The organism is Janthinobacterium glycogeni, assembly GCF_051380725.1.
Lineage (GTDB): Bacteria > Pseudomonadota > Gammaproteobacteria > Burkholderiales > Burkholderiaceae_D > Janthinobacterium.
Map to the genome: position 1 here is coordinate 653,125 of NZ_JBNYXP010000001.1, position 21,415 is coordinate 674,539.

The window sequence follows — 21,415 nt, forward strand, 5'->3', positions numbered from 1 at the left end:
AATATTCTCCTGAATTAGTGGGCGCTGGCAGCCGATGCGGCGGCAGAAGCGGCAGCGGCGGGCGCAGGCGCAGGAGCAGCTTCGGCCTTGGCCGGCACGGCAACGGCTGGCGCGCCTGGCTTGACTTTTTGCAAGCCTTCCACGATCACGCGATCGCCTGCGGCCAGGCCGGACGTCACCAGCCAGTTGGTGCCGACGGTGCCGCTGGTGGTCAGCACGCGCTGCTCGACCTTGTTTTCCTTGTTCAGGATCAGGGCGGTGGCCTGGCCCTTCTGGTTGCGCGTCACGCCCACTTGCGGCACGGTGATGGCTTTTTCATCGACGCCCGTTTCCAGCTGGGCACGTACGTACATGCCAGGCAGCAATTCGCCTTTCGGGTTCGGGAACAGCGCGCGCAAGACCACGTTGCCGGTAGTCGGATCGACCGTCACGCCGGCGAACTGCAGCTTGCCCGATGCGCCGTACTTGCTGCCGTCCGGCAAGATCAGGTCGACCTTGGCCTGGCCTTCGCCCACTTTCTTCAGCGAGCCGTCGGCCATCTGGCGTTTCAGGCGCAGCAGGTCGGTGCTCGACTGGGTCACATCGACATAGATCGGATCGAGTTGCTGCACGGTGGTCAGCGCTTCGGCCTGGCCCGCCGTGACCAGCGCGCCGGCCGTCACGGTCGAGCGGCTGGTGCGGCCGCTGATCGGCGCCGTCACGGTGCTGTAGCGCAGGTTGATGTTCGCCGATTCCAGCGCCGCGTTGGCGGACTCGACGTCTGCCTTGGCTTGCTCGAAGGCGGCGACGGCATCATCGTACTCTTGACGGCTGACGCCTTCGATGGCTACCAGTTCCTTGTAGCGCGATGCTTTCGGACCGGCCGTCAGCAGATTGGCCTTGGCTTTCGACAGCGCGGCCTTGGCCGAGTTGTAGGCGGCCTGGTAGGTGGCCGGGTCGATCTGATACAGGGCCGTGCCCGCTTTCACATCGCTGCCCTCGACGAACAGGCGCTTCTGGATCAAGCCGCCGACTTGCGGGCGCACATCGGCGACCTGGTAGGCATTCGTGCGGCCGGGCAATTCGGCGCTCATCGGCAACGCGGCCGGATTAACAGTAAACACGACCACCTGCGGCGCTTGCTGCGCGTGAGGTGCTTCCTGTTTTTTACTGCAGCCGGCCATGATTACAGTGGCGCACAGAACGGCAATAGCGCCGCTCGTACGCGGCGACGTCAGGGAAAAGGTTGGTTGCATCTTGGACTTTCTGAAAAAGAAGCTGGCTAGTGTCGTTAGAAATGACTAAATTTATTAACGCAGATCAAAGAATGAACGATCATTCTAAAATCGTCAAGCAGCGTTACAATTGAAACAAAGTAACCTTTAAGCGTGATTTATTGCTAATGATGCAATTAAATGGCGACAACAACAGCAGGCGCGCACCAGCAGGATCCATCGAAATACGGGCTGGCGGCGGCAAAAACGGCAAAGCGGGAGAGTTGGGTTGAGTCAATACTTTAGCAGGGTCAAGATTTATTTGCTGAACCTGCGAACAAGTGTGCAACATTGCCGGCCCCGGTTCGCCTGGCGGCCGTGATTATTTACCAATGGTATCGAAAAGACATGCTACGGCGGACGCGCTACTATATTGGCCACAGCGTGGCGAAGCGAGGACGCGATGACGACAGCACAGGCGCAAGGAAAGGCGCAAGACGATGGCGCGGGCGGCCTGGACGCGCCGCCACTGCTGTCGACAGGCATCCCCGGCCTCGACACCATACTGACGGGCGGCTTGCTGGCCGAGCGCCTGTACCTGCTCGAAGGCGTGCCAGGCACAGGCAAGACCACCCTGGCGCTGCAGTTTCTGGCCGAAGGGGCGCGCAACGGCACGCCCGTGCTGTATATCGCCCTGGCCGAATCCGAAATCGAGCTGCGCGGCGCGGCCCTGTCGCATGGCTGGGACCTGGCCGGCATCGCCATCGAAGAGGTGGCGCCCGGCGACGACATGCTCGATCCCGAGCGCCAGTACACGATCTTCCACCCGTCGGAAATCGAACTGGCCTCGACCAACCAGCGCATCCTGGCCGCCATCGAAAAGCACCGCCCGGCCCGCCTCGTGCTCGATTCGCTGTCCGAACTGCAGCTGCTGGCGGAAAACCCCTTGCGCTACCGGCGCCAGGTCGTGGCGTTGAAACAATACCTGGCCAGCCGGCACTGCACCACCGTGCTGATCGACGACCGTTCCGCGCTGGACGACGGCTTGCAAGTGCGTAGCGTGGCCCACTGCGTGATCTCGCTGGAGCTGCAAAACCAGGACTATGGCAATGACCGGCGCCGCGTGCGGGTAGTCAAATACCGGGGCGTACCGTTCCGCAGCGGCACGCACGACTACAAGATCGCCCATGACGGCCTGGTCGTCTATCCCCGTCTGGTGGCGGCCGATACGCGCCGCGATGGCGGCCACCGGCGCCTGTCGAGCGGCTTGCCCGAACTCGACGCCATGATAGGCGGCGGCCTGGAAGAAGGCATGAGCACGCTCCTTTCCGGCCCCGCCGGCAGCGGCAAGTCCACCCTGGCGGCGCAATTCGTGCACGCGGCGACAAAGCGCGGCGAACCGTGCGCCATGTTCCTGTTCGAGGAAGCGCGCAGCAAGCTGCTGAACCGGACCGACAACGTGGGCATGCGTCTGCAGGCGGCGCTCGACACCGGGTTGCTGAGCGTGCAGCAAGTCGACCCGGCCGAGCTGACCCCGGGCGAATTCGCCCAGGCCGTGGTCGACGCGGCGCAGCGGGGCGCCAAGGTGATCGTCATCGATAGTCTGAACGGCTACATGCACGCCGTACCCGACGAGCGCTTCCAGAGCACCTATCTGCACGAACTGCTCAATTACCTGAGCCAGCGCGGCGTGGCCACCCTGCTCGTCGGGGTGCAGCAGAACATGCTGGGCACCTCGATGACGACGGCGGCCGACGCCAGCTACCTGGCCGACAGCGTCATCATGCTGCGCTATTACGAAGCGGAAGGCGAGGTGCGGCAAGCCATTTCCGTCTTCAAGAAGCGCGGCAGCGCGCACGAACGCAGCATCCGCCCTTTCCAGATCAGCCCGCAAGGCATCCGCATCGGCCCGCCCCTGGCCGGCTTTCACGGCATCCTGTCGGGCTTGCCCACCATCGGCGGCACGCCCTTCCCCTAGGAATCATCATGGAGCAGCGCATCCTGATCTACGCGCCTGCCGGCCAAGATGCCGTCCTGGCCGGCACGGTATTGGCGGGCAGCGCCATCGCCAGCCACGCCTGCCGCTCGCCCGGCGAACTGGCCGAGCAGCTGGCGTTGGGCGCCGGCGGCGTGCTGACGGTGGAAGAGGCGCTGCATGCTGGGGTCTACTCCGTGCTCGACGCTTATGCCCGGCAGCAGCCGGACTGGTCCGACTTGCCCATCATCCTGCTGACGCACGCGGGACTCGATTCCCTGCCCGTGCGGCAGGCTATCTCCACCCTGGGCAACCTGACCCTGCTGGAACGCCCCGTGCACATCCTGACCCTGATCACCTCGGCGCACGCCATGCTGCGCGCGCGCCAGCGCCAGTACCAGTTGCGCGAGACGCAGCGGCGCAAGGACGAATTCATTGCCAGCCTCGGCCATGAACTGCGCAATCCGCTGGCGCCCATCAAGTCGTCGGTGGCCCTGCTCAAGCACCTGTTTCCGGCATCGGCGCAGGTCGGCAAGGTGAGCGACGTGATCGAGCGCCAGGTGACGCACCTGACGCGGCTGGTGGACGACTTGCTCGACGTGGCGCGCATCACCAGCGGCAAGGTCCTGCTGCAGCGCAAGGAGTTTAAGTTACAGCAAGTGCTCGAGCATGTCATCGAACTATGCCAGCCCGCGGCCAGCAGCCGGCACATCCGCATCACCGTCGATCTCCCGCCGCATGCCGTGACATTACACGCCGACTATGCCCGGGTGGTGCAGATCTTTGCCAATATCGTCTCGAATGCCGTGAAATTCACGCCGGACGGCGGGCTCATCCACATTTCGGCACGCCTGGCGCAGGGCCAGTTGCAGGTGATGATCGAAGACAATGGCATCGGCATCGACGCGGACACCATCGCACGCATCTTTTCCATGTTCGAACAGGGACGCACGCTGGCGGGCGAGATGACCAGCGGCCTGGGCATCGGCCTGAGCCTGGCGCGCCAATTTGCCGAAATGCATGGCGGCAGCATCGAGGCCTACAGCGACGGCCCCGGGCGTGGCAGCCGCTTCATCGTCACCCTGCCGGCCAGCGCCGTTGGCCTCCCGTCCGCCACGCCGCCCGCCGCCGGAAGCGACACGCCCGCCGGCGCGGGCCAGCCTGTGCAAGTGCTGGTGGTGGACGACAACCGCGACGCAGCCGATTCCCTGCAAAGCCTGTTCCAGCTTGATGGCTATGCCGCCAAGGTCGCGTATGGCGGCGCGCAGGCGCTGGCGGCAGTCGATAGGGTATGGCCGCAACTGGTCGTGATGGATCTGGGCATGCCGGACATGGATGGCTACGAAGCGGCGCGCCAGATCCGCCAGCGCGCGCAGGGGCGCGACGTGCTGATGATCGCCTTGACGGGCTGGGGCCAGGGCGAGGCGCGCGCGCGCACGGAGCAAGCCGGTTTCGACCATCACCTGACAAAGCCCGTGGATTTCGACGCCATCGCCGTCCTGCTGCGCGCCCACCTGGCGCGCCAGAAAGGGACGCCTACGCCAACGCCATAGTGCTTATTTCCACTTGCCGCGCAGTTCCTGCACCTTTTGCTGCAGCAGTTCCGGCGTGGCGGCCTCGGGCGGCACGGGCATGCCCACGGCCAGCGACAGACGCGAGCGCAAGCCCGCCTTGAAGGCGCGCTCAAACAAATGGCCATTGCGGTGGCTCAACAGATGTCCCCACAAGCCGCGCAGCGCCAGCGGAATCACGGGCACCTTGCTGCGCTCGACGATCTTGGCGATGCCGCCCTTGAATTCGCTGATCTGGCCCGTGCGCGTCAGCTTGCCCTCGGGGAAGATGCACACCAGCTCGCCTTCGTGCAGCGCTTGCGCGATATCGATGAAGGCCTTTTCCATCAGGAATGGATCTTCCTTGGCCGGCGCAATGGGGATGGCCTTGGCGGTGCGGAAGATCCAGCCCATCAGCGGCATCTTGAAGATGCGGTGGTCCATGACGAAGCGGATGGGGCGCGGGCTGGCCGCCATGATGACGATGGCGTCCACATAGCTGACGTGGTTGCACACCAGCACGGCAGCGCCTTCCGTGGGGATGCGCTCGCCATCGACGACTTTGACGCGATGCACGGTCTGGATCAATATCCATGCCAGGAAGCGCATGAGGAATTCCGGCACCAGCGAGAAGATATACGCCGCCACCAGCGCATTCAGAATCGCCGTGACGAGGAACAGCTGGGGTATGCTAAAGCCCTTTCCCAGCAACACGATGGCCACGCCGGCCGCCGCCACCATGAACAGGGCGTTCAGGATATTCATGCCGGCAATGGTGCGCGAAATGTGTTTCGGGTCGCAGCGCGTCTGGATCAGGGCGAACAGGGGCACGATGAAAAAGCCGCCGAACACGCCGATCATGACGATGTCGAGCAGAATGCGCGGCACGCCCGCCTGGCCCACAAACGCCAGGGCGTCGACCACTTGCGTATTCGCATATGCATTGCTGGCGAAATACAGGTCGATGCCGAACAGCGACAGGCCGATGGAGCCGAACGGCACCAGGCCGATCTCGATCTTGTGGCCGGACAGGCGTTCGCACAGCAGGGAACCCGTGCCGATGCCGACGGAAAACACGGTCAGCAGCAGCACAAACACGCTGTGGTCGCCATGCAGGAAATCCTTCGAATACACGGGAAATTGCGCCAGGATCAGGGCGCCGTAAAACCAGAACCATGAATTGCCCAGCATGGCCAGGAAGACAGGACGGTTCTTGCGCGAAAAATTCAGGTTGCGGAACGATTCGGCAACGAAGTTCAAGCTCACCTTCAAGTCCGGCTCCGGCGCGGGCGTGCGCGGCACACGGTAGCTGGCGACCAGGCCGAAGACGGCCACGGCGATCGTCGCGCCAGCCACCAGTTCCACGCCCAGCGGCTTGTGTACGATCAATACGGCGCCGAGGATTTCACCGAGCAAGATGCCGACGAAGGTGCCCATCTCGATCAAGCCATTGCCGCCGACCAGCTCCTCGGGTTTGAGCTGCTGCGGCAGGTAGGCATACTTGACGGGGCCGAACAGGGTCGAATGCACGCCCATGCCGACCACGGCGGCCACCAGCAACCACAGGGTATGCGTCATCCAGCCGGCGGCGGCCACGGCCATGATGGCCAGTTCCATCCATTTCACGAAGCGGGCCAGGCCCGCCTTTTCAAACTTGTCGGCCAGCTGGCCGGCCGTGGCCGAAAACACGACGTAGGGCAGGATGAACAGGCCGGGAATCAGGTTGGTGATGGTGGACGGGTCGAGCGTGGTCCAGCTCAGCGCATCGTAGGCGAGGATCACCATCAGGGCCGTCTTGAACAGATTGTCGTTGAAGGCGCCAAAGAACTGGGTCCAGAAGAAGGGCCCGAAACGGCGCTGCGACAATAAGGAAAACTGGCTGCTTTGACTCATGGCATGGGGAACCGGCAATTAAGGAATTGCTAAAATACAGCACTATCCTGCGCGCGACAATCTGAATGTCGTCATCTTGCTTGGCGTCAATACGGAAAACAGCCAGCCACGCCATGCTGGCCATGTCTTCCTGATGCCGCCCCGGTACTTGCCCTGACACAACAGAAATCGCCAGTCTCTTGATAATAAGGTAATGTGCGCATACGTCGGGCACCTTCGCCCTGCCCTTCCAGGAAAGCTACTCCATGTTTGGATTGATCACGCTGTTCATCCTAGGCTTGCTGATTACCGCCTTCGTGCTGGCATTGCAATACCGCAGAAAGGTGGCCGATCTGGAGCTGCTGACGGCGCGCCTGCGCAAGGAAGTCAACGGCATCCAGCAGCGGCTGCAAGCGCTGGAAGGCCAGGCACAAGCACCACTTGCCCCGCCCGCCGAAGAGAGGGTTGTGCCGGTGCCTGTACCTGTGTCTGCGTCCCCGCCGCCAACGGCTCCGGTGCCGCAAGCGACCATGACCGAGCCGGTCGCACTGGCAAAGGCCGCACCGGCAGTGCCGGCGGCAGCCCCGCCCAAGCCTGCGCCGTCCGCCGCGCCGGCTCCCGCCAAACCCGTCCCCGCCGCCCCCAACACCCCTTCCTGGATCGCGCGCCCGGATGGCCTGTTTGCCAAGGCGAAGAACTGGCTGTTTACCGGCAACCTGGTCGCCAAGCTGGGCTTGCTGATCCTCTTCCTCGGCGTCAGCTTCCTGCTCAAGTATGTGTCGGCGCAGGTCACGCTGCCCATCGAGCTGCGCCTGGCCGGCATCGCGCTGGCCGACATCGCCCTGCTGGCCTGGGCCTGGCGCATCCGCCTCAGCCGTCCCGGCATCAGCTTGCCGCTGCATGGCACGGCGCTGGCGATCTTGATGCTGGTGACGTTCGGCGCCTTCCGCCTGTATGAACTGATCCCGGCGGGCCTGGCGTTTGCCGTGCTGTTCGTGCTGACGGCGTTCACGTGTTTGCTGGCCGTGCTGCAAAACGCCGTCTGGCTGGCCGTCTTCGGCATCGTCGGCGGCTTTGCCGTGCCCCTGCTCGTGTCGACGGGCAGCGGCAACCATATCGGCCTGTTCAGCTATTACGCGCTGCTCAATGCGGGCGTCTTCGCCATCGCCCTGAAACGCGCCTGGCGCGTGCTGAATGTGCTGAGCTTTGGCTTCACCTTCGTCGTCGCCACCACCTGGGGCCTGCTGCGCTACAGTCCGGACAACTACCTGTCGACACAGCTGTTCCTGATCCTGTTCGTGCTGTTCTATATCGGCATCGCGATTGCCTACTGCGCGCGCCAGGCGCCGCGCCTGAAACACTATGTGGATGGCACGCTCGTGTTCGGCACGCCGCTGGCGGCCATGGGCCTGCAGTACGGCCTGGTCCGGCACTTTGACTTCGGCCTGGCGTTTTCCGCCCTGGTCGCCGGTTTGACCTACACGGGCCTGGCCGTGGCCCTGTGGCGCAGGAACGGCTTCAAACTGCTGGCCGAAGCCTTCCTCGCGCTGGGCATCGTCTTCGGCACCCTGGCCATTCCGTTCGCCCTCGACGGCCGCTGGACGTCGGCCGCCTGGGCGCTGGAAGGCGCGGGCATCGTCTGGGTCGGCTTGCGCCAGCGCCAGACCCTGGCCTGGGCCTTCGGCCTGCTGGTGCAGGGGGCCGCCTGGCTTGCCTTCCTCGGCGCCATGCAGGGACTCGATACGGCGGCGGCCCTGCACGCCAATATCTGGCTCGGCTGCGCGCTGCTGGCCGCCGCGGCGCTGGTGATGGCCTACAATTTCCGCCGCCATGGCAGCCCCTTGCATCCGGAGTTCATGGGCAGCCTGTCGGTGCTGTTCCTGACGGCCGCCACGGCCTGGCTGCTGGGCGGCATCTGGAGCGAAATCCTGCTGCGCACGGATGCCGCCACGCAATTGAACCTGCTGACGATCAGCGCGCTGGCAGTGGCCGCCCTGCTGGCGGCGCTGGCGCGGCGCGAACAATGGCATGCGCCGCGCGCGCTGCTGCTGGCCGTGCAGGTACTGGCCGGCATGATATTGCTCAGCCACGCCAGCTGGGCCTGGGACCAGCATCCGGCCAGCCTGTTCGGCGGCTCCTTCCTCAGCGCCCTGCTGCTGGGCGCCGCCGCCTTTGCCAGCGCCCGCTTCCTTGCGTTGCGCGCGCGCGGCGGCGACGAGCTGCTGGCCCTGGTGGCGCGCCCCCTGCTGGTCTGGAGCGGCCTGCTGTGGTTTGCCGCCATCCTCGTGCCGCTCGTCAGCTGGCTGCTGCGCCTGATCGATGGCGACCTGTCCCTGCAGCCGCACGCGGGCGAACACTGGCTGGCGCTGTACCTGCTCGCCGTGTCCGTCACGACACCTGCGTTCGCCATCCTGGCGCGGCGCCTCGATTGGCCGCAACTGCGCTGGTTGACCGTGGCCGCCTGGCTCGGCCTGGGCCTGTGGAGCGCCAACCTGCTGCTGGCGCTGTACCTGCGCGACTACCTGCCGACGGGCTTGAGCTGGCTGGCCCTGGCCGGCGCGCTGGCGGCCGGCGAATACCTGCTGCGGGCCTGGCCGCAAGCGGGCTGGCAACTCGACGTGCGGGCGCTGCGCCTGCTGCATACGCTGCGCACGGCCGCGCCATGGCTGATGCTGTGGCCCGTGGGCGCCATCCATGTCGGCGCCTGGCTGGCGCGCCACGAAGGCGGCGTCAGCCCCGCCTGGGCCCGCTACTTGCCGGCCTGGGCCATGATGCTGCTACTGACCTGGCTGATCCGCCGCTGCCGCGCAGGCGCCTGGCCGGTGGCGCCGATCGCCGCGTGGTACCAGCGCACCCTGATACCGCTGGGCGCGCTGTGGTCGCTGTTGCTGATCGCCGCGTGGAACATCCTCGACGACGGCGCCATGGCGCCCCTGCCCTACTTGCCGCTGCTCAATCCGCTGGACCTGAGCACGGGCTTTGCCGTCCTGCTGGCCATTGCCAGCTACCGCCTGCTGCCGGCGAAGCAGTTACCGTTGCCCGCCCTGTGGCAAGCGCGCGTGCCCGTCGTGGCCGCGTGCCTGCTGTATGGCTGGTTCAACCTGATGCTGCTGCGCACGGTCTCGCATTACATGGGCGTGCCATACCAGTTCGAGGATTTGTTTGAGTCGCAATTTGTACAAGCGTTGCTGTCGCTGGTGTGGAGCGTGACGGCCCTGCTGCTGATGCGCCACGCGGCCCGCCGGCAGCTGCGCCAGCAATGGAGCCTGGGCGCCGTGCTGCTGGGGCTGGTTGTCGTGAAACTGTTCCTGATCGACCTGTCGAACGTGGGCGGCATCGAACGTATCGTTTCCTTCGTGGGCGTGGGCTTGCTGATGGTCTTGATCGGCTACCTGGCGCCCTTCCCCAAGGCTGCCGCGCCCGCTTCAGCCGAACCTCAGCAAGGAGCCGCATGAAAGCCTCATTGATCTGCTGCAGCCTGCTGGCGGCAGGCGCCGCGCTGGCAGCGCCTGGCCAGGACCGGCCGCAGGACTATGCCTGGAGCATGTCCATCCAGTCGCCGGCCGGCGCGGGCATCGTCCAGCTGTCGTTGCCCAGGGAAGTATACCTGCACGCCCGCTCGGCCAGCCTGGCGGACGTGCGCCTGTTCGACGCCGACGGCAAGCGCCTGGCCTACGCCATCGGCGTCCCCCCCGCGCAATCGGCCACGCAGCGAACAGCCATTCCCGCCCGCATTTTCCCCGTGACGGGCGCGCCGGCAACGGGCGATGGCTTGCAAGGCATCGATATCCGCACGGCCGACGATGGCCGCTTGCTGTCGGTCAGCACCCGCGCGGGCGCGGCAGCGGCCACGACGGCACTGCAGGCGCTGATCCTCGACCTGGGCAAGCAATCGGAAGACAAACGCATCGCCGCCTTGCGCTTCACGCCGCCGGCCCGCACGGACAATTACAGTGCGCAAGTGCTGCTGGAAGTGAGCGATGACCTGAAGCAATGGGACGCCATCGGCACCACCACCTTGAATTGGCTCAGCAACAGCGACACGCAAACCCTGGCCAACGACAGCATCGCCTTTGCGCCACGCGCCTTCCGCTATGCACGCCTGAGCTGGCAAGCGGGCGAACCGCTGGCCTTTGCGGCGATCACGGCGCAAGCCGTCAGCGAAACGGACATCGCCGCGCCCCGCGCCAGCGTTGTGCTGCAAGGCGCACCCGGCAAGCAGGCGAATGAATGGCGCTACGCCACGCCCCACGCCCTTCCCGCCGACAGCATCGGCCTGCAATTGACGCAGACCAATACGGTGCTGCCCGTGACTCTCGGCGTGTATCGCCAGAGCAGCTATGTTCCCCGACACCGGCTGCACCTGCGCCACCAGGCGCGTCCCGCGCAAGGCGCATATTTCGATCCTCTGCTGAGCACGACGTTTTACCGCATCGGCGTCGATGGCAAGGAAAGGATTTCGGGCGACCTGGCCATGCCCGTGACGCAAACCGGCGAATGGGTGCTGCAGACATCCCCGGAGCAGCCAGTCGCCGCCGGCAATGCGCCCGCCCTGCGTCTGGGTTGGACGCCAGCCACCGTCGTTTTCCTGGCCAGCGGCAAGCCGCCCTATCAACTGGCATTTGGCAACAGCAACGCCGCCGCCGTCGCGCAGCCGCTGTCGCAGGTGGCGCCCGGATTCAAGACGGACGAACTGCTGGCGCTGAAGGCGGCCAGCGCCGGTTCCCTCCAGGCCAACGGGAGCGCAGCGGCGCCCACACCCGTTGCCAAGGATGGGGCACCGTGGCGCCTGGCCGCGCTGTGGGCGGCACTGCTGCTGGGCGTGGGCGTGCTGGGCTTTTTTGCCTGGCGTTTACTGTCGCAGATGAAAGAGGAACAAGGCAGTACCGACAAGCAGGAGCATTAGCCGCTCGGGCGCGACATCGCGCTGTACCGCTGACTTGCTTTACGCTGACGTGCTTTAGCTTTGCTCTATCCGCTGCCTCACTGCCGCAGCAGCGCCTTGAACGTCTGCGGCATCCACGGACGCGCCGCCAGCATGAAGCTGATGGCCAAACGCTCGTCGCCGGGCAGGCGCGCGTCTTCCTGGTGCCGCTGCGAAAATTCCACCGCCACTTGCTTCAGGCGCTCCAGCAAGGCGGCCGTGGATTTCTTCGACAGCATCACGTTCACCAGGCGCAGCAATTCCGTCTCGCCATCGAATTGCGAATTCAAATAGTCGCCATAGGCTTCCTTTTTGAAATACGTGTGAATGGGACCGTTCGGTATCCACGCAAACGTGCGCGCCACCAACAGTTTGACCCGGTTATTCGGCAGCAGTTCCAGAAAGCCGATCTTGTCGAGGCGCAGCAGATATTTCACGGCTTGCGCTTCGCTGATGTCGTAGATGGCGACGATCTGTTCCAGCGGCAGCAGGTTCAGGGCGGAGACAGCCACCACGAACAGCCGGGTGTCCTCGATGATTTCCTTTTCCTGCGCATACGTCAGTCCCGTGATCAGGGTGGGCGCGGCCTGGGCTGACTGCACGGCCAGCGCCAGCTGCTGGAAATCGCTGCCGATGGCCACCAGGATCTGGTCCAGCCGTTGCAGGGTAAATTGCTTCTGCGAAAACATCCGCTTGACGCTGGCTTCGGACACGCCGATGCGCTGGGCCAGTTCGGCATACGTGACGGCGCGCGCCTTCAACAGGCGTTTCAGGGCTTCGATCAAGGCGTGGGTTTGCGGCATGCACTTCCTTTATAAAAATAGCATCGGTTCCGGCAGCAAAAAAGTAGCGCAATACGCTACCTGCGGTATGCCTGCCCGCTACGAGTAGCGTTTTCATTGACCAATTGCCCACAGTCTACAATGATGGCGTTGCCACTTGGCACATTTGAAGGAGAAACACATGAAACGCCTGCTGCCCCTCTGCCTGTCCCTGTCGCTGCTGACACTCTCCGTGGCCGCCCCCGGCCTGGTCCACGCCGCCGCCTCGGAGAACCTGTCGCAAGGCTCGCAAAACCTGAGCCAGGGTTCCGCCATCGTCGTCGCCGGGTCCATGTCGATGCTGGTCGCCTCCGGGCAGGTCGTCGTTGCCAGCGTGGAAACGGTGGGCGAAGGCATCGTCATCGTGCTGAAAGGCGCTTCCGAAGCGGGCGGCGCGTCCATCCAGATGAGCACGCAAGCGGCCAAGGGCCTGTCGCTAGCGGCCGGCACCGTGGTCAATGTGGTGGCGCTGTCCACCGGCCACATGCTGGTCCTGTCCGGCAAGGCCATCGCCTTCATCCCGAACGAATTGGGCAAGGCGCTGCTGCACCACTCCAAAGCGTAATACCGACAAAAGGACCTCCATGAAACACATACTCGCCATGACCCTGCTGTGCGCCGCCGCCATGGCGCCGCTGGCCCAGGCCAACTCCGATACCACCAACGCCTCCGACAATGCCAGCATGGCCTCGGCCATCGTGCTGGTCGGCTCCATGTCGGTGCTGGCCGCCGCCGGTGAAATCGTCATCGACAAGGTGGAAGACGCGGCCGACGGCAGCGTGCTCGTGCTCAAAAGCGCGGCCAAGGGCGCATCGTCCGCCGCCACGGCTTCCGTCAAGCTGAGCCAGAAGGCCATGCAAGGCCTGTCGCTGGCGGCCGGCACGGTGGTCAAGGTAGTGGCCGTCTCGACGGGCCACATGCTGATGCTGTCGGGCAAAGCCATCGCCTATGTGCCAAACGCGGCCGGCAATGCCATCCTTCACCATTCGAAAGCGTAAACCCATGAAACGCCTGACCGTAGTTGTTTTCAGCCTGGCCCTGGCCGGCGCCGCCCATGCGGGGCGCTCGTGCGAGGAAAAGCAAACGGATGCCTCCACCCTCGTCAAATCGATGGACCTGGCGCAAAAGACCCTGCAGGCGCTCGACGCTTCGGGCGCGCAGGTGGCGCTGGTGGCGCGCGCCGGGCAAGACTTGTCGAAGTACAATTTGCGCTATTCACACATGGCGCTGGCCTGGCGCGACCATCCGAAGGGGCGCTGGCTGGTGGTGCATGAACTCAATGAATGCGGCACGGCGCAGTCGTCGCTGTACAACGAAGGCTTGGGCAATTTCTTCATGGACGATGTGTTCATGTATGAAACCCTGATCCTGATTCCCGGCCAGGATACGCAGCAGCAACTGGTGCGCCTGCTGACCAGCAACACGCCCAAGCGTCTGCATGAACCGCACTACAATATGCTGGCCTACCCGTTTTCCACCAAGTACCAGAACTCGAACCAGTGGGTGCTGGAAACCCTGGCCGCCGCCAGCAACGAGCCGGGCAAGATCGAGACGCGCACCGAAGCGCAAGGCTGGCTGCGCAGCGCCAGCTACGCGCCGCAGACGCTGAGCATTCCCGCCGCCACGCGCCTGGGCGCGCGCATGTTCCGCGCCAATATCGCCTTTGACGATCACCCGTTCGAGCGCCGCATGACGCGCCAGATCGACGTCGTCACCGTCGACTCCATCGTGCGCTTCATGCGCCAGCGCGAACCAAAGGTGCAGGAAATCGTCGTACGGGGGAATTAAGGACGCTGCAGCAGGCGGAACAGCGGCCCGATCGTCAGCACCAGCACCACCATGCGCGCCACGTGGAAAGCCGTGACGATGGGCACGCCCAGATGCAGGGCCTTGGCCGTCAGCGACATTTCCGCGATGCCGCCGGGCGACGTGGCCAGGATGGCCGTGCCGGGGTGAATCTCCAGCCAGTGCGCCAGGCCCAGTCCGAAGGCGGCCGCCAGCAGCAGCATCAGGAAGCTGCACAGGGCCACGCCGGCCAGGTAGCGCGGGGCCGCATGCAGGAAGGCGGGGCTGAAGCGCGTGCCCAGGGCGATGCCGATGAACAGCTGGCCCGCGCGTATCATCCACTCGGGCAGGCGCGTCAGATGGATGCCGCAGGCCGTCAGCAGCAAGGCCGCCAGCAGCGGGCCGATGACCCAGGCGTTGGGCACCTGGCCCCGTTTCAATGCGAGGGCCGCCAGCACCGTGATGCCGACCAGCAGCGCCAGCCCGCCATAGTCGACCAGCGCGGCGCCGGGCACGAAGTTTTCATGTCCCAGCGCCAGGCCATGGCTGCCCCAGTAGCGCACGCCGAACGGAATCGTCGCCACCACCAGCATCATGCGCAGGCTGTGCGCGGCCGCCACCTTGCCCACGTCGGCGCCATGGCGCTCGCTCTGCACGGCCATCTCCGAGGCGCCGCCGACGGCCATGGCAAAGAAGGCGGTGGCCTGGTCGACGCCGGAGAGGCGCCGCAGCAGCATGGCGCCAGCAGCGCCCAGCGCCAGCGCGAACAGCACGGCGCCGGCGATCCACGGCGTATAGACTATCAGGACGGCCAGCACGGGCGCCGTGAAATACAGGCCCAGGGCAGTGCCGATGGCCCACTGGCCCGCCTCGCGCACGCGCACGGGGCAAGCCAGTTCGCGCCCCGCCAGGCGCAGCGCGGCCGTGGCGAACAGGGGGCCGATCATCCACGGCAGCGGCGTGTGCAGCCACAGGCAGATGGCGGCGCCCGCCAGCCCGGCGGCCAGCGCGGCGCCGACGGCGCGCCAGCGCGGCCACCACTGCACCGTTAAAACACCCAGAGCTTATCGGCCGGCATATGCAGCCAGTACTTGCCCGCCTCGAGCTTTTGGCGCGAATACGCGCGCAGGCTGATGTTCTCGGCGCCGCCGCGCTCGAACAGGCATTCCCAGCGGTCGCCCAGGTACATGCAGGTCAGCAGCGGCAGCTCGATGGCGTTCTCCACCTGCGTGGCGCTGATCTTCACTTCCTCGACGCGTATCATGGTCGTCACTTCCGTCCCCACGTTGGCGCCGCGCGCCACGCCCTGCATGGGCGCGCCGTCGACCAGCAGGCGCACCTGATTGCCTTCGCGCTGCACCACCTTGCCGGGCAGGCGGTTGTTGCTGCCCATGAATTCGGCCGTAAACAGGGTGTCCGGCGTTTCATACATGCTTTGCGGCGTGCCCTGCTGCTCGATCTTGCCGTTATTGAGCAGCAAGATACGGTCGGAAATGGCCATCGCCTCGCCCTGGTCATGCGTCACCATCAGGGCCGACAGGCCCAGTCGCACGATCAGTTCGCGCAGGAAGGCGCGCGCTTCCTCGCGCAGCTTGGCGTCCAGGTTCGACAGCGGTTCGTCGAGCAGGATCACGGGCGGGTTGTACACCAGCGCGCGGGCGATGGCCACGCGCTGCTGCTGGCCGCCGGACAGCTGGTGCGGATAGCGCTCGCCCAGGTGCCCCAGGCCCAGCTGCGTCAGCACTTCCTTGATGCGCGCGGCGATTTCCGTGCTGCCCATCTTGCGCAACTTGAGGCCGTAGGCGACGTTGTCGAACACGGTCTTGTGCGGCCACAGCGCGTACGACTGGAACACCAGTCCCAGGTTGCGGTGCTCGGCCGGCATCTCGAACTGCTGCGCGCCGTCGAAAACATTGCGCTCGCCGATCTGGATCGTGCCCGCCTTCGGACTTTCCAGCCCGGCGACGGCGCGCAGCAAGGTGGTCTTGCCGCTGCCCGAAGGCCCCAGCAGGGCGACCACTTCGCCTTTTTGCAGGTGCATCGAGACACCCTTCAGGATCTGGTTGGCGGCAGCGCCCGTGCCGTAGTCCAGGTACAGCTCATTGACGGTCAATTCATTCATGATGTGGTCTCAGTCTTCTATTAATTATGGAGTTTCACGCCGAAACGCAAGGCGATGCCCAGGCCGATGGCCACCAGGGTGATATTGATGAAGGACAGCGCCGCCACCAGGTCGGTCGACCCGCCCGCCCACAGCGACACCAGCATGGCGCCGATCACTTCCGTGCCCGGCGAGAGCAGGTACACGCCCGTCGAATATTCGCGCTCGAAGATCAGGAACACCATCAGCCAGGCGCCCAGCAAGCCGTATTTGATCAGCGGCAGGGTCACGTCGCGCGTCACCTGGCCGCGGCTGGCGCCGACGGCGCGCGCCGCCTCTTCCAGCTCCGGTCCCACCTGCAGCAGCGCGGTGGAAATGAGGCGCATGCCGTAGGCCATCCACACCACCGAATACGCGAGCCACAGGGCGAAAATCGTCGAGCGCACTTCGCGCAGCACGGGGATCACATGCCCGCTCAGCCACAGGGCCACGCCGTTGTCCATGCCTTTCAATATGCCGTCCAGCCAGGCCGGCACGAACAGGAACACCCACAGGAACGACAGGCCGGCCAGCAGGCCCGGCACGGCGCGCGGCACCAGCACGCTGTAGTCGAGCAGGCGCGTGATGCCGTCCTGCTTGCGGTGCATGGCCAGCGCGATGAAGCTGTAGCAGCCCACGGCCAGGGCGCCGCCGACGACGCCGATCAGGATGGTGTTGACGATGCCGCGCACCAGCGAAGGCTGATCGAAAATGTCGCGGAAATGCTGCAAGGTCAATACGTCGGCCAGGTGCACGCCCTCGCCCCAGTACTGCACGAAGGAGCGCAGCACGATGCCCGTCAACGGCAGGATGATGGTGAAGATCAGCCAGCCGGCCAGCAAGGCAAACGCCAGCCACTTCCAGCGGCCCAGCGGCATCGCCTTGCTGCGCGCGCCCTTGCCCTTGATCGACACATACTTGTTGGCGGACTTGAGCAGCCAGCGCTGTATCATCACCAGCGGCATGGTCACCATCACCAGGCAGACGGCGACGGCGGCCATCAGGTGATACGACGGCGTACCGAGCTTGTTCGTCAGCTTGTACAGATAGGTCGGCAGCACCAGATGGCCTTCCGGATCGCCGAGCACCAGCACCAGGCCGAACACCTCGAAGCCGAGGAAGAACACCAGCACGCCCGCATACGCCAGCGCCGGCATGATCATCGGCAGCGACACGTTCAGCATCACCTGGATCGGCGAGGCGCCGGCCACGCGGGCCGCTTCCTCGACGTCCGAACCCAGGCTTTTCAGGGCCGACGAGGCATACAGGTAGACGTGCGGCACGTGCGTCAGGCCGGCGATGATGACGATGCTGGTGAAGGAATAAATATTCCAGGGCACGAAGCCGAACAGCTCCTTGGCCCAGATCGAGTAGAAGCCCACGGGGCCCATCGACACGACGTAGCCAAAGCCCATCACCATCGGCGAGACAAAGATCGGCACCAGCAGCATCGGGGCCACCCAGCCGCGGCCAGGCAAATCGGTGCGCACCATCAGGAAGGCCAGCATGCCGCCCAGCGGCACGGCGATGACGGTCAGACCCAGGGCCAGCATCAGGCCATTCTTGAAGGCCATCGAAAAATCGGGATCATCGAAGATGAAACGGTAGGAATCAAAGCCGAATTCGCGCACGGGCATGAAAAACGGCGCGTTCAAAAAGCTCTGATAAAAAATCAGGAACAGCGGCAGGAAGATGGCGACCAGCGTGATCGCCACGACCACGCCGCGCGGCCAGTTCAGGCGCGACAAGGGAGAGCGCGACCGTGCAGGCAGCGGCAAGATGGCAGTTTGCATGATGAATCCAATGAATGAAGGGTGCGGCATCCGTCCGCGGGCACGCGCCTGCGGACGGCCAGGACGGCATTATTTTTTGCCGGCTGTCTCTTTCCACTGCTTCAGGAACGCCATGCGCTTGGCAGGTCCCAAAAACTGCAGGATGATCGGGTGCACGGGAATCGGCTTGACGTTGGCCGCGCCGATTTCCTTGATCAGGTCCGCCGACGTGGTCTCGCCCGTGACGTCGGCGCGGATGGCGAACAGCTTGGCGCCGTTGGCGATGATGGTCTGGCCGCGGTGCGACAGGACATAATCGAGCCACAGCTTGCTGGCGTTGACGTTCTTCGCGTTCTTGTTGATGAACTGCACGCGCGACAGGATCAGGGTGTAATCCTTGGGCAGCACCACGCCGATCGACGGGTCGGTCTTGGCGCGCACCAGCGCGTAGGAACCGAGCACGTTGTAGCCGATCAGGTTTTCACCCGACGAGATACGCTCCATCATGGTACCGGTCGACGACTGCACGCGCACCTTGGCCGTGCCAAACGCGTTTTCCAGCGCCAGGAATTGCGGATACTCCTTGGTATCCTGCGCCATGAACATGAAGCCCACGCCCGATTTTTCGATGTCGTAGGTGGTGACCTTGTCCTTGAATTTCGGCGTGGCGATCAGCTTGACGAAGTCGTCGTGGTTCTTCGGCACTTCCTTCGGATCGAGCAGGCGCTTGTTGTAGACGATGGCGGCCGGCTCGAACGTGGTGCCGTAAGCCTGGTCATCCCACATGGCCCAGCCGGGGATCTTCGCCGCTTCGACCGACTTGTATTTCAGGGCGTAGCCGTCCGAGGCCAGGCGCATCTGCAAGTCCATCGCCGACGACCACATCACGTCGGCCGTGTTGCCGCCGGCGGCCACTTCGGAAATGAAGCGGTTGTACACTTCCGTCGAATTCATGTCGTTGTATTCGACCGAGATGCCCGGATACAGGGCGCTGAAATCCTTGATCAGCGGCGCGGCGGCCTTGCTGTCGGTGGCGCTGTAGATCACCACCTTGCCTTCCTTCTTGGCCGCGTCGATGATCTTCTGGTAGTCGGCCGGATAGCCTGCCGGTACCTGGGCGAAGGCGGCGCCGGCGGTACCCGCGAAAGCGGCTGCCAGGGCGATGGCGAGTATGGTCTTGGTTTGCATGGTTTGTCTCCGTCTGTGATTGTTGTATGGTTTGCTATTGGCTTCAGCGCATCAGGCCCAGTTCGGCGGCCTGCCTGGAATAGCGTTCGACCGCCTGGTTCACGTACTGCGTCAATTTGTCGCCCGTCAGCGCGAACGGATACATACCCGCCTGCGTGCGCCACTGGGCAAACTGCGGCGTGGCCATGGCGCGGTCAAAACTTGCCACCCAGCGCTGGTAGTCCGCTTCGGGGACTTGCGGCCCCATCCACACGCCGCGGATGATGGGCCACACCACGTCGATGCCCTGCTCGCGCGCCGTCGGCACGTTCGCCAGCACGCCGGGCAGGCGCTTTTCCGACAGCACCGCCAGCACGCGCGCATGGCTGTCGCCCGCATTCAGGGTCGCTTCCGAGGTGTCGCCCGACATCACCTGCACGTAATCGGCCTGCATCGCCGTGAATATCTCGCCGCCGCCTTCCAGCGCCACGAAGCGCAGCACTTTCGGGTCGATGCCGGCCTTGCGCGCCACCAGCGCCATCTTCAGCCAATCCTGGCTGCCGATGGTGCCGGACACGCCGATCAGCACCTTGTCGGGGTGGCGCTTGAGCGCGGCGATCAGGTCGGCCAGGGTCTTGTAGGGCGAATCGCTGCGCACGGCGATCATGCCGTAGTCGGCGCCCAGCGCCGCCACCCAGCGCACGTCGCCCGTCTTGGCGTTGCCGAACTTGCCTTGCGCCAGGTTCAGCAGCGAGCCGCCCGAAAACACCACCAGCGTGTTGGCTTCGGCGCGCCGGCGCTGCGAGCCCATCGAACGCCACGCCACCGCGCCGATGCCGCCGGGCAGATAGCTGATGCGCACCGAGGACGCGAACGGCGCTGCCGCCGCCGGATCGGGCTGCAGCAGCCCTTTCTGCGCCAGCTTGCAGGTCAGGTCCATGGCGCCGCCCGGTTTGGACGGCACCACGCAATCGACTTCAGGCGCGGCGGCTGTTGCCGGCGCAGGCAACAGCGCGGACAACAGCAGCAGCGACAGGAACGCGGTGCGCAGCATCGTCATGCCTTAGAAGCGGTGCTGGATGCCGGCGATCAGGCCGCGCTGGGTGTCGCCGAAACCGGCATCGTCGCGCGACAGGCTGACCAGCTGGTTGTGCTTGGCCTTGGCATAGGCGCCCGCCACGTACAGGTCCGTGCGCTTGGACAGGGCATAGCGCACGCGCGCCACGTACATGATCGGATCGGCATCGAGGTTGGCGGCCACGTTTTTCACGTCCTGATAGTAGATCACGCCCGTCAGGGTGATGACCGGCGTGGTCTTGTAGCTGACGCCGCCCCAGTACAGGGTGCCGCGCACGTCGGCCTTGCCGGCTGCCGCCGGATCGAGCTTGTAGTCGCGCGCCGCCGCCTGCACTTTCCACGGGCCGTCGTCGTACATGGCGCCCAGGTGGTACACGGTGGTCTTGTCGCGCGCGCCGCCGGCGATGGCATTGCCGTTCACCTGTTCATACGTGGCCAGCAGGCTGACGGGACCCGTCGTATAGGTGACGGCGGTCGACAGCTTGGCGCTGTCCGAATTGCCCGTCGACTGTTCGCCGAAGCCGTACGATGCGCCGTAGCTGAAGCCCCCCGTCTTGCCAGAGTACTTGACCATGTTGTCGAAGGCCGTCGTCATGCCGTACTTGCTCGGGCCCGTCGCATTGGCCGAGGTGGCCCACGAGTAGAACGGCGCATAGGCCATCGGATCGAACGGCAGCACGAAGTCGTACACGGTGGTGAACGAGCGGCCCAGCACGACGCGGCCGAAGGCGCCTTCCAGGCCCACATTGGCCTGGCGCTTGAACAGCGCGCCGTCGGCCGCGCCCGTGTCGACCAGGATGCCGCCTTCCAGATTGAAGACGGCTTTCAGGCCGCCGCCCAGGTCTTCGCTGCCCAGGATGCCCCAGCGCGACGTGTTCATGCCGCCGGAACTGACTTGCGTCATCGAGCTTTTGTTCGGACCGGCGTTGCTGGTGTTGCTGATGCCGGCGTCCAGGCGGCCGTACAGGGTGACGTTTGACTGGGCGTGGGCGCTGCCAGCGGTGGCGAGTACCGCCATGGCGGCCAGCGAGAATGCAGTTTTCTTCATGTAGAGTGTCTCCCTTAGATATAGTTATTAGTGATATGCCTGATCAATTTCATGAATCAGGATCACACTATATGATCGCGATCCTTTCAAT

General features: G+C 64.8%; 16 protein-coding genes. 7 read left to right on the plus strand and 9 right to left on the minus strand.

Annotated elements, in window-relative coordinates; translation table 11 throughout:
• Nucleotides 1-14: 14 nt before the first annotated feature.
• Complete coding sequence (locus ACQ4W4_RS03070; protein WP_436540728.1) at nucleotides 15-1,235, minus strand: efflux RND transporter periplasmic adaptor subunit; 1,221 nt, start codon at nucleotides 1,233-1,235, stop codon at nucleotides 15-17.
• A gap of 421 nt (nucleotides 1,236-1,656) precedes the next feature.
• Here ACQ4W4_RS03070 and ACQ4W4_RS03075 point away from each other — a divergent pair, with 421 nt between their 5' ends.
• A complete protein-coding gene (locus ACQ4W4_RS03075; protein ID WP_436540729.1) occupies nucleotides 1,657-3,171 on the plus strand; it encodes a DUF7125 family protein in 1,515 nt (504 codons plus the stop codon).
• An 8-nt stretch (nucleotides 3,172-3,179) separates the two neighbouring features.
• Entirely contained in the window at nucleotides 3,180-4,721 is a 1,542-nt protein-coding gene (locus ACQ4W4_RS03080) for a hybrid sensor histidine kinase/response regulator (protein ID WP_436540730.1), read from the plus strand.
• A gap of 3 nt (nucleotides 4,722-4,724) precedes the next feature.
• Here ACQ4W4_RS03080 and ACQ4W4_RS03085 read toward each other — a convergent pair whose 3' ends face one another.
• Nucleotides 4,725-6,611, minus strand: coding sequence for an MFS transporter (locus ACQ4W4_RS03085; protein ID WP_436540731.1), 1,887 nt, complete (start codon nucleotides 6,609-6,611; stop codon nucleotides 4,725-4,727).
• Between the two features lie 245 nt (nucleotides 6,612-6,856).
• Here ACQ4W4_RS03085 and ACQ4W4_RS03090 point away from each other — a divergent pair, with 245 nt between their 5' ends.
• Nucleotides 6,857-10,045, plus strand: coding sequence for a DUF2339 domain-containing protein (locus ACQ4W4_RS03090; RefSeq protein WP_436540732.1), 3,189 nt, complete (start codon nucleotides 6,857-6,859; stop codon nucleotides 10,043-10,045).
• A complete protein-coding gene (locus ACQ4W4_RS03095) occupies nucleotides 10,042-11,496 on the plus strand; it encodes a DUF3999 domain-containing protein (RefSeq protein ID WP_436540733.1) in 1,455 nt (484 codons plus the stop codon). The genes ACQ4W4_RS03090 and ACQ4W4_RS03095 overlap by 4 nt, the downstream gene beginning before the upstream one ends.
• Before the next feature lie 77 nt (nucleotides 11,497-11,573).
• Here the strand turns inward: ACQ4W4_RS03095 and ACQ4W4_RS03100 are convergent, their stop codons facing one another.
• Nucleotides 11,574-12,317, minus strand: coding sequence for a helix-turn-helix domain-containing protein (locus ACQ4W4_RS03100; protein WP_436540734.1), 744 nt, complete (start codon nucleotides 12,315-12,317; stop codon nucleotides 11,574-11,576).
• Between the two features lie 160 nt (nucleotides 12,318-12,477).
• On the opposite strand from ACQ4W4_RS03100, the gene ACQ4W4_RS03105 reads away from it, so the two are divergent.
• The 3 genes from ACQ4W4_RS03105 to ACQ4W4_RS03115 are packed head-to-tail and all read left to right on the plus strand — an operon-like array spanning nucleotide 12,478 to nucleotide 14,123.
• Complete coding sequence (locus tag ACQ4W4_RS03105; RefSeq protein WP_436540735.1) at nucleotides 12,478-12,900, plus strand: hypothetical protein; 423 nt, start codon at nucleotides 12,478-12,480, stop codon at nucleotides 12,898-12,900.
• A 19-nt stretch (nucleotides 12,901-12,919) separates the two neighbouring features.
• Entirely contained in the window at nucleotides 12,920-13,333 is a 414-nt protein-coding gene (locus ACQ4W4_RS03110; protein WP_326456810.1) for a hypothetical protein, read from the plus strand.
• A gap of 4 nt (nucleotides 13,334-13,337) precedes the next feature.
• Entirely contained in the window at nucleotides 13,338-14,123 is a 786-nt protein-coding gene (locus ACQ4W4_RS03115) for a DUF2145 domain-containing protein (RefSeq protein WP_436540736.1), read from the plus strand.
• Here ACQ4W4_RS03115 and ACQ4W4_RS03120 read toward each other — a convergent pair.
• The 6 genes from ACQ4W4_RS03120 to ACQ4W4_RS03145 form a co-directional block, all read right to left on the minus strand.
• Entirely contained in the window at nucleotides 14,120-15,166 is a 1,047-nt protein-coding gene (locus ACQ4W4_RS03120; protein WP_436540737.1) for an AbrB family transcriptional regulator, read from the minus strand. The genes ACQ4W4_RS03115 and ACQ4W4_RS03120 overlap by 4 nt on opposite strands.
• Nucleotides 15,167-15,168: 2 nt before the next feature.
• Nucleotides 15,169-16,242: an ABC transporter ATP-binding protein gene (locus tag ACQ4W4_RS03125; protein WP_436540738.1), complete on the minus strand. Its 1,074-nt coding sequence runs from the start codon at nucleotides 16,240-16,242 to the stop codon at nucleotides 15,169-15,171.
• Nucleotides 16,243-16,262: 20 nt separating this feature from the next.
• Nucleotides 16,263-18,053, minus strand: coding sequence for an ABC transporter permease (locus ACQ4W4_RS03130; RefSeq protein WP_436540739.1), 1,791 nt, complete (start codon nucleotides 18,051-18,053; stop codon nucleotides 16,263-16,265).
• Nucleotides 18,054-18,122: 69 nt separating this feature from the next.
• Complete coding sequence (locus tag ACQ4W4_RS03135) at nucleotides 18,123-19,220, minus strand: ABC transporter substrate-binding protein (RefSeq protein ID WP_436540740.1); 1,098 nt, start codon at nucleotides 19,218-19,220, stop codon at nucleotides 18,123-18,125.
• 43 nt (nucleotides 19,221-19,263) lie between these two features.
• Nucleotides 19,264-20,259 (minus strand): Bug family tripartite tricarboxylate transporter substrate binding protein, encoded by a 996-nt coding sequence (locus ACQ4W4_RS03140; RefSeq protein WP_436540741.1) that lies wholly within the window; start codon nucleotides 20,257-20,259, stop codon nucleotides 19,264-19,266.
• 3 nt (nucleotides 20,260-20,262) lie between these two features.
• Complete coding sequence (locus tag ACQ4W4_RS03145; RefSeq protein WP_436540742.1) at nucleotides 20,263-21,324, minus strand: porin; 1,062 nt, start codon at nucleotides 21,322-21,324, stop codon at nucleotides 20,263-20,265.
• Nucleotides 21,325-21,415: the final 91 nt, after the last annotated feature.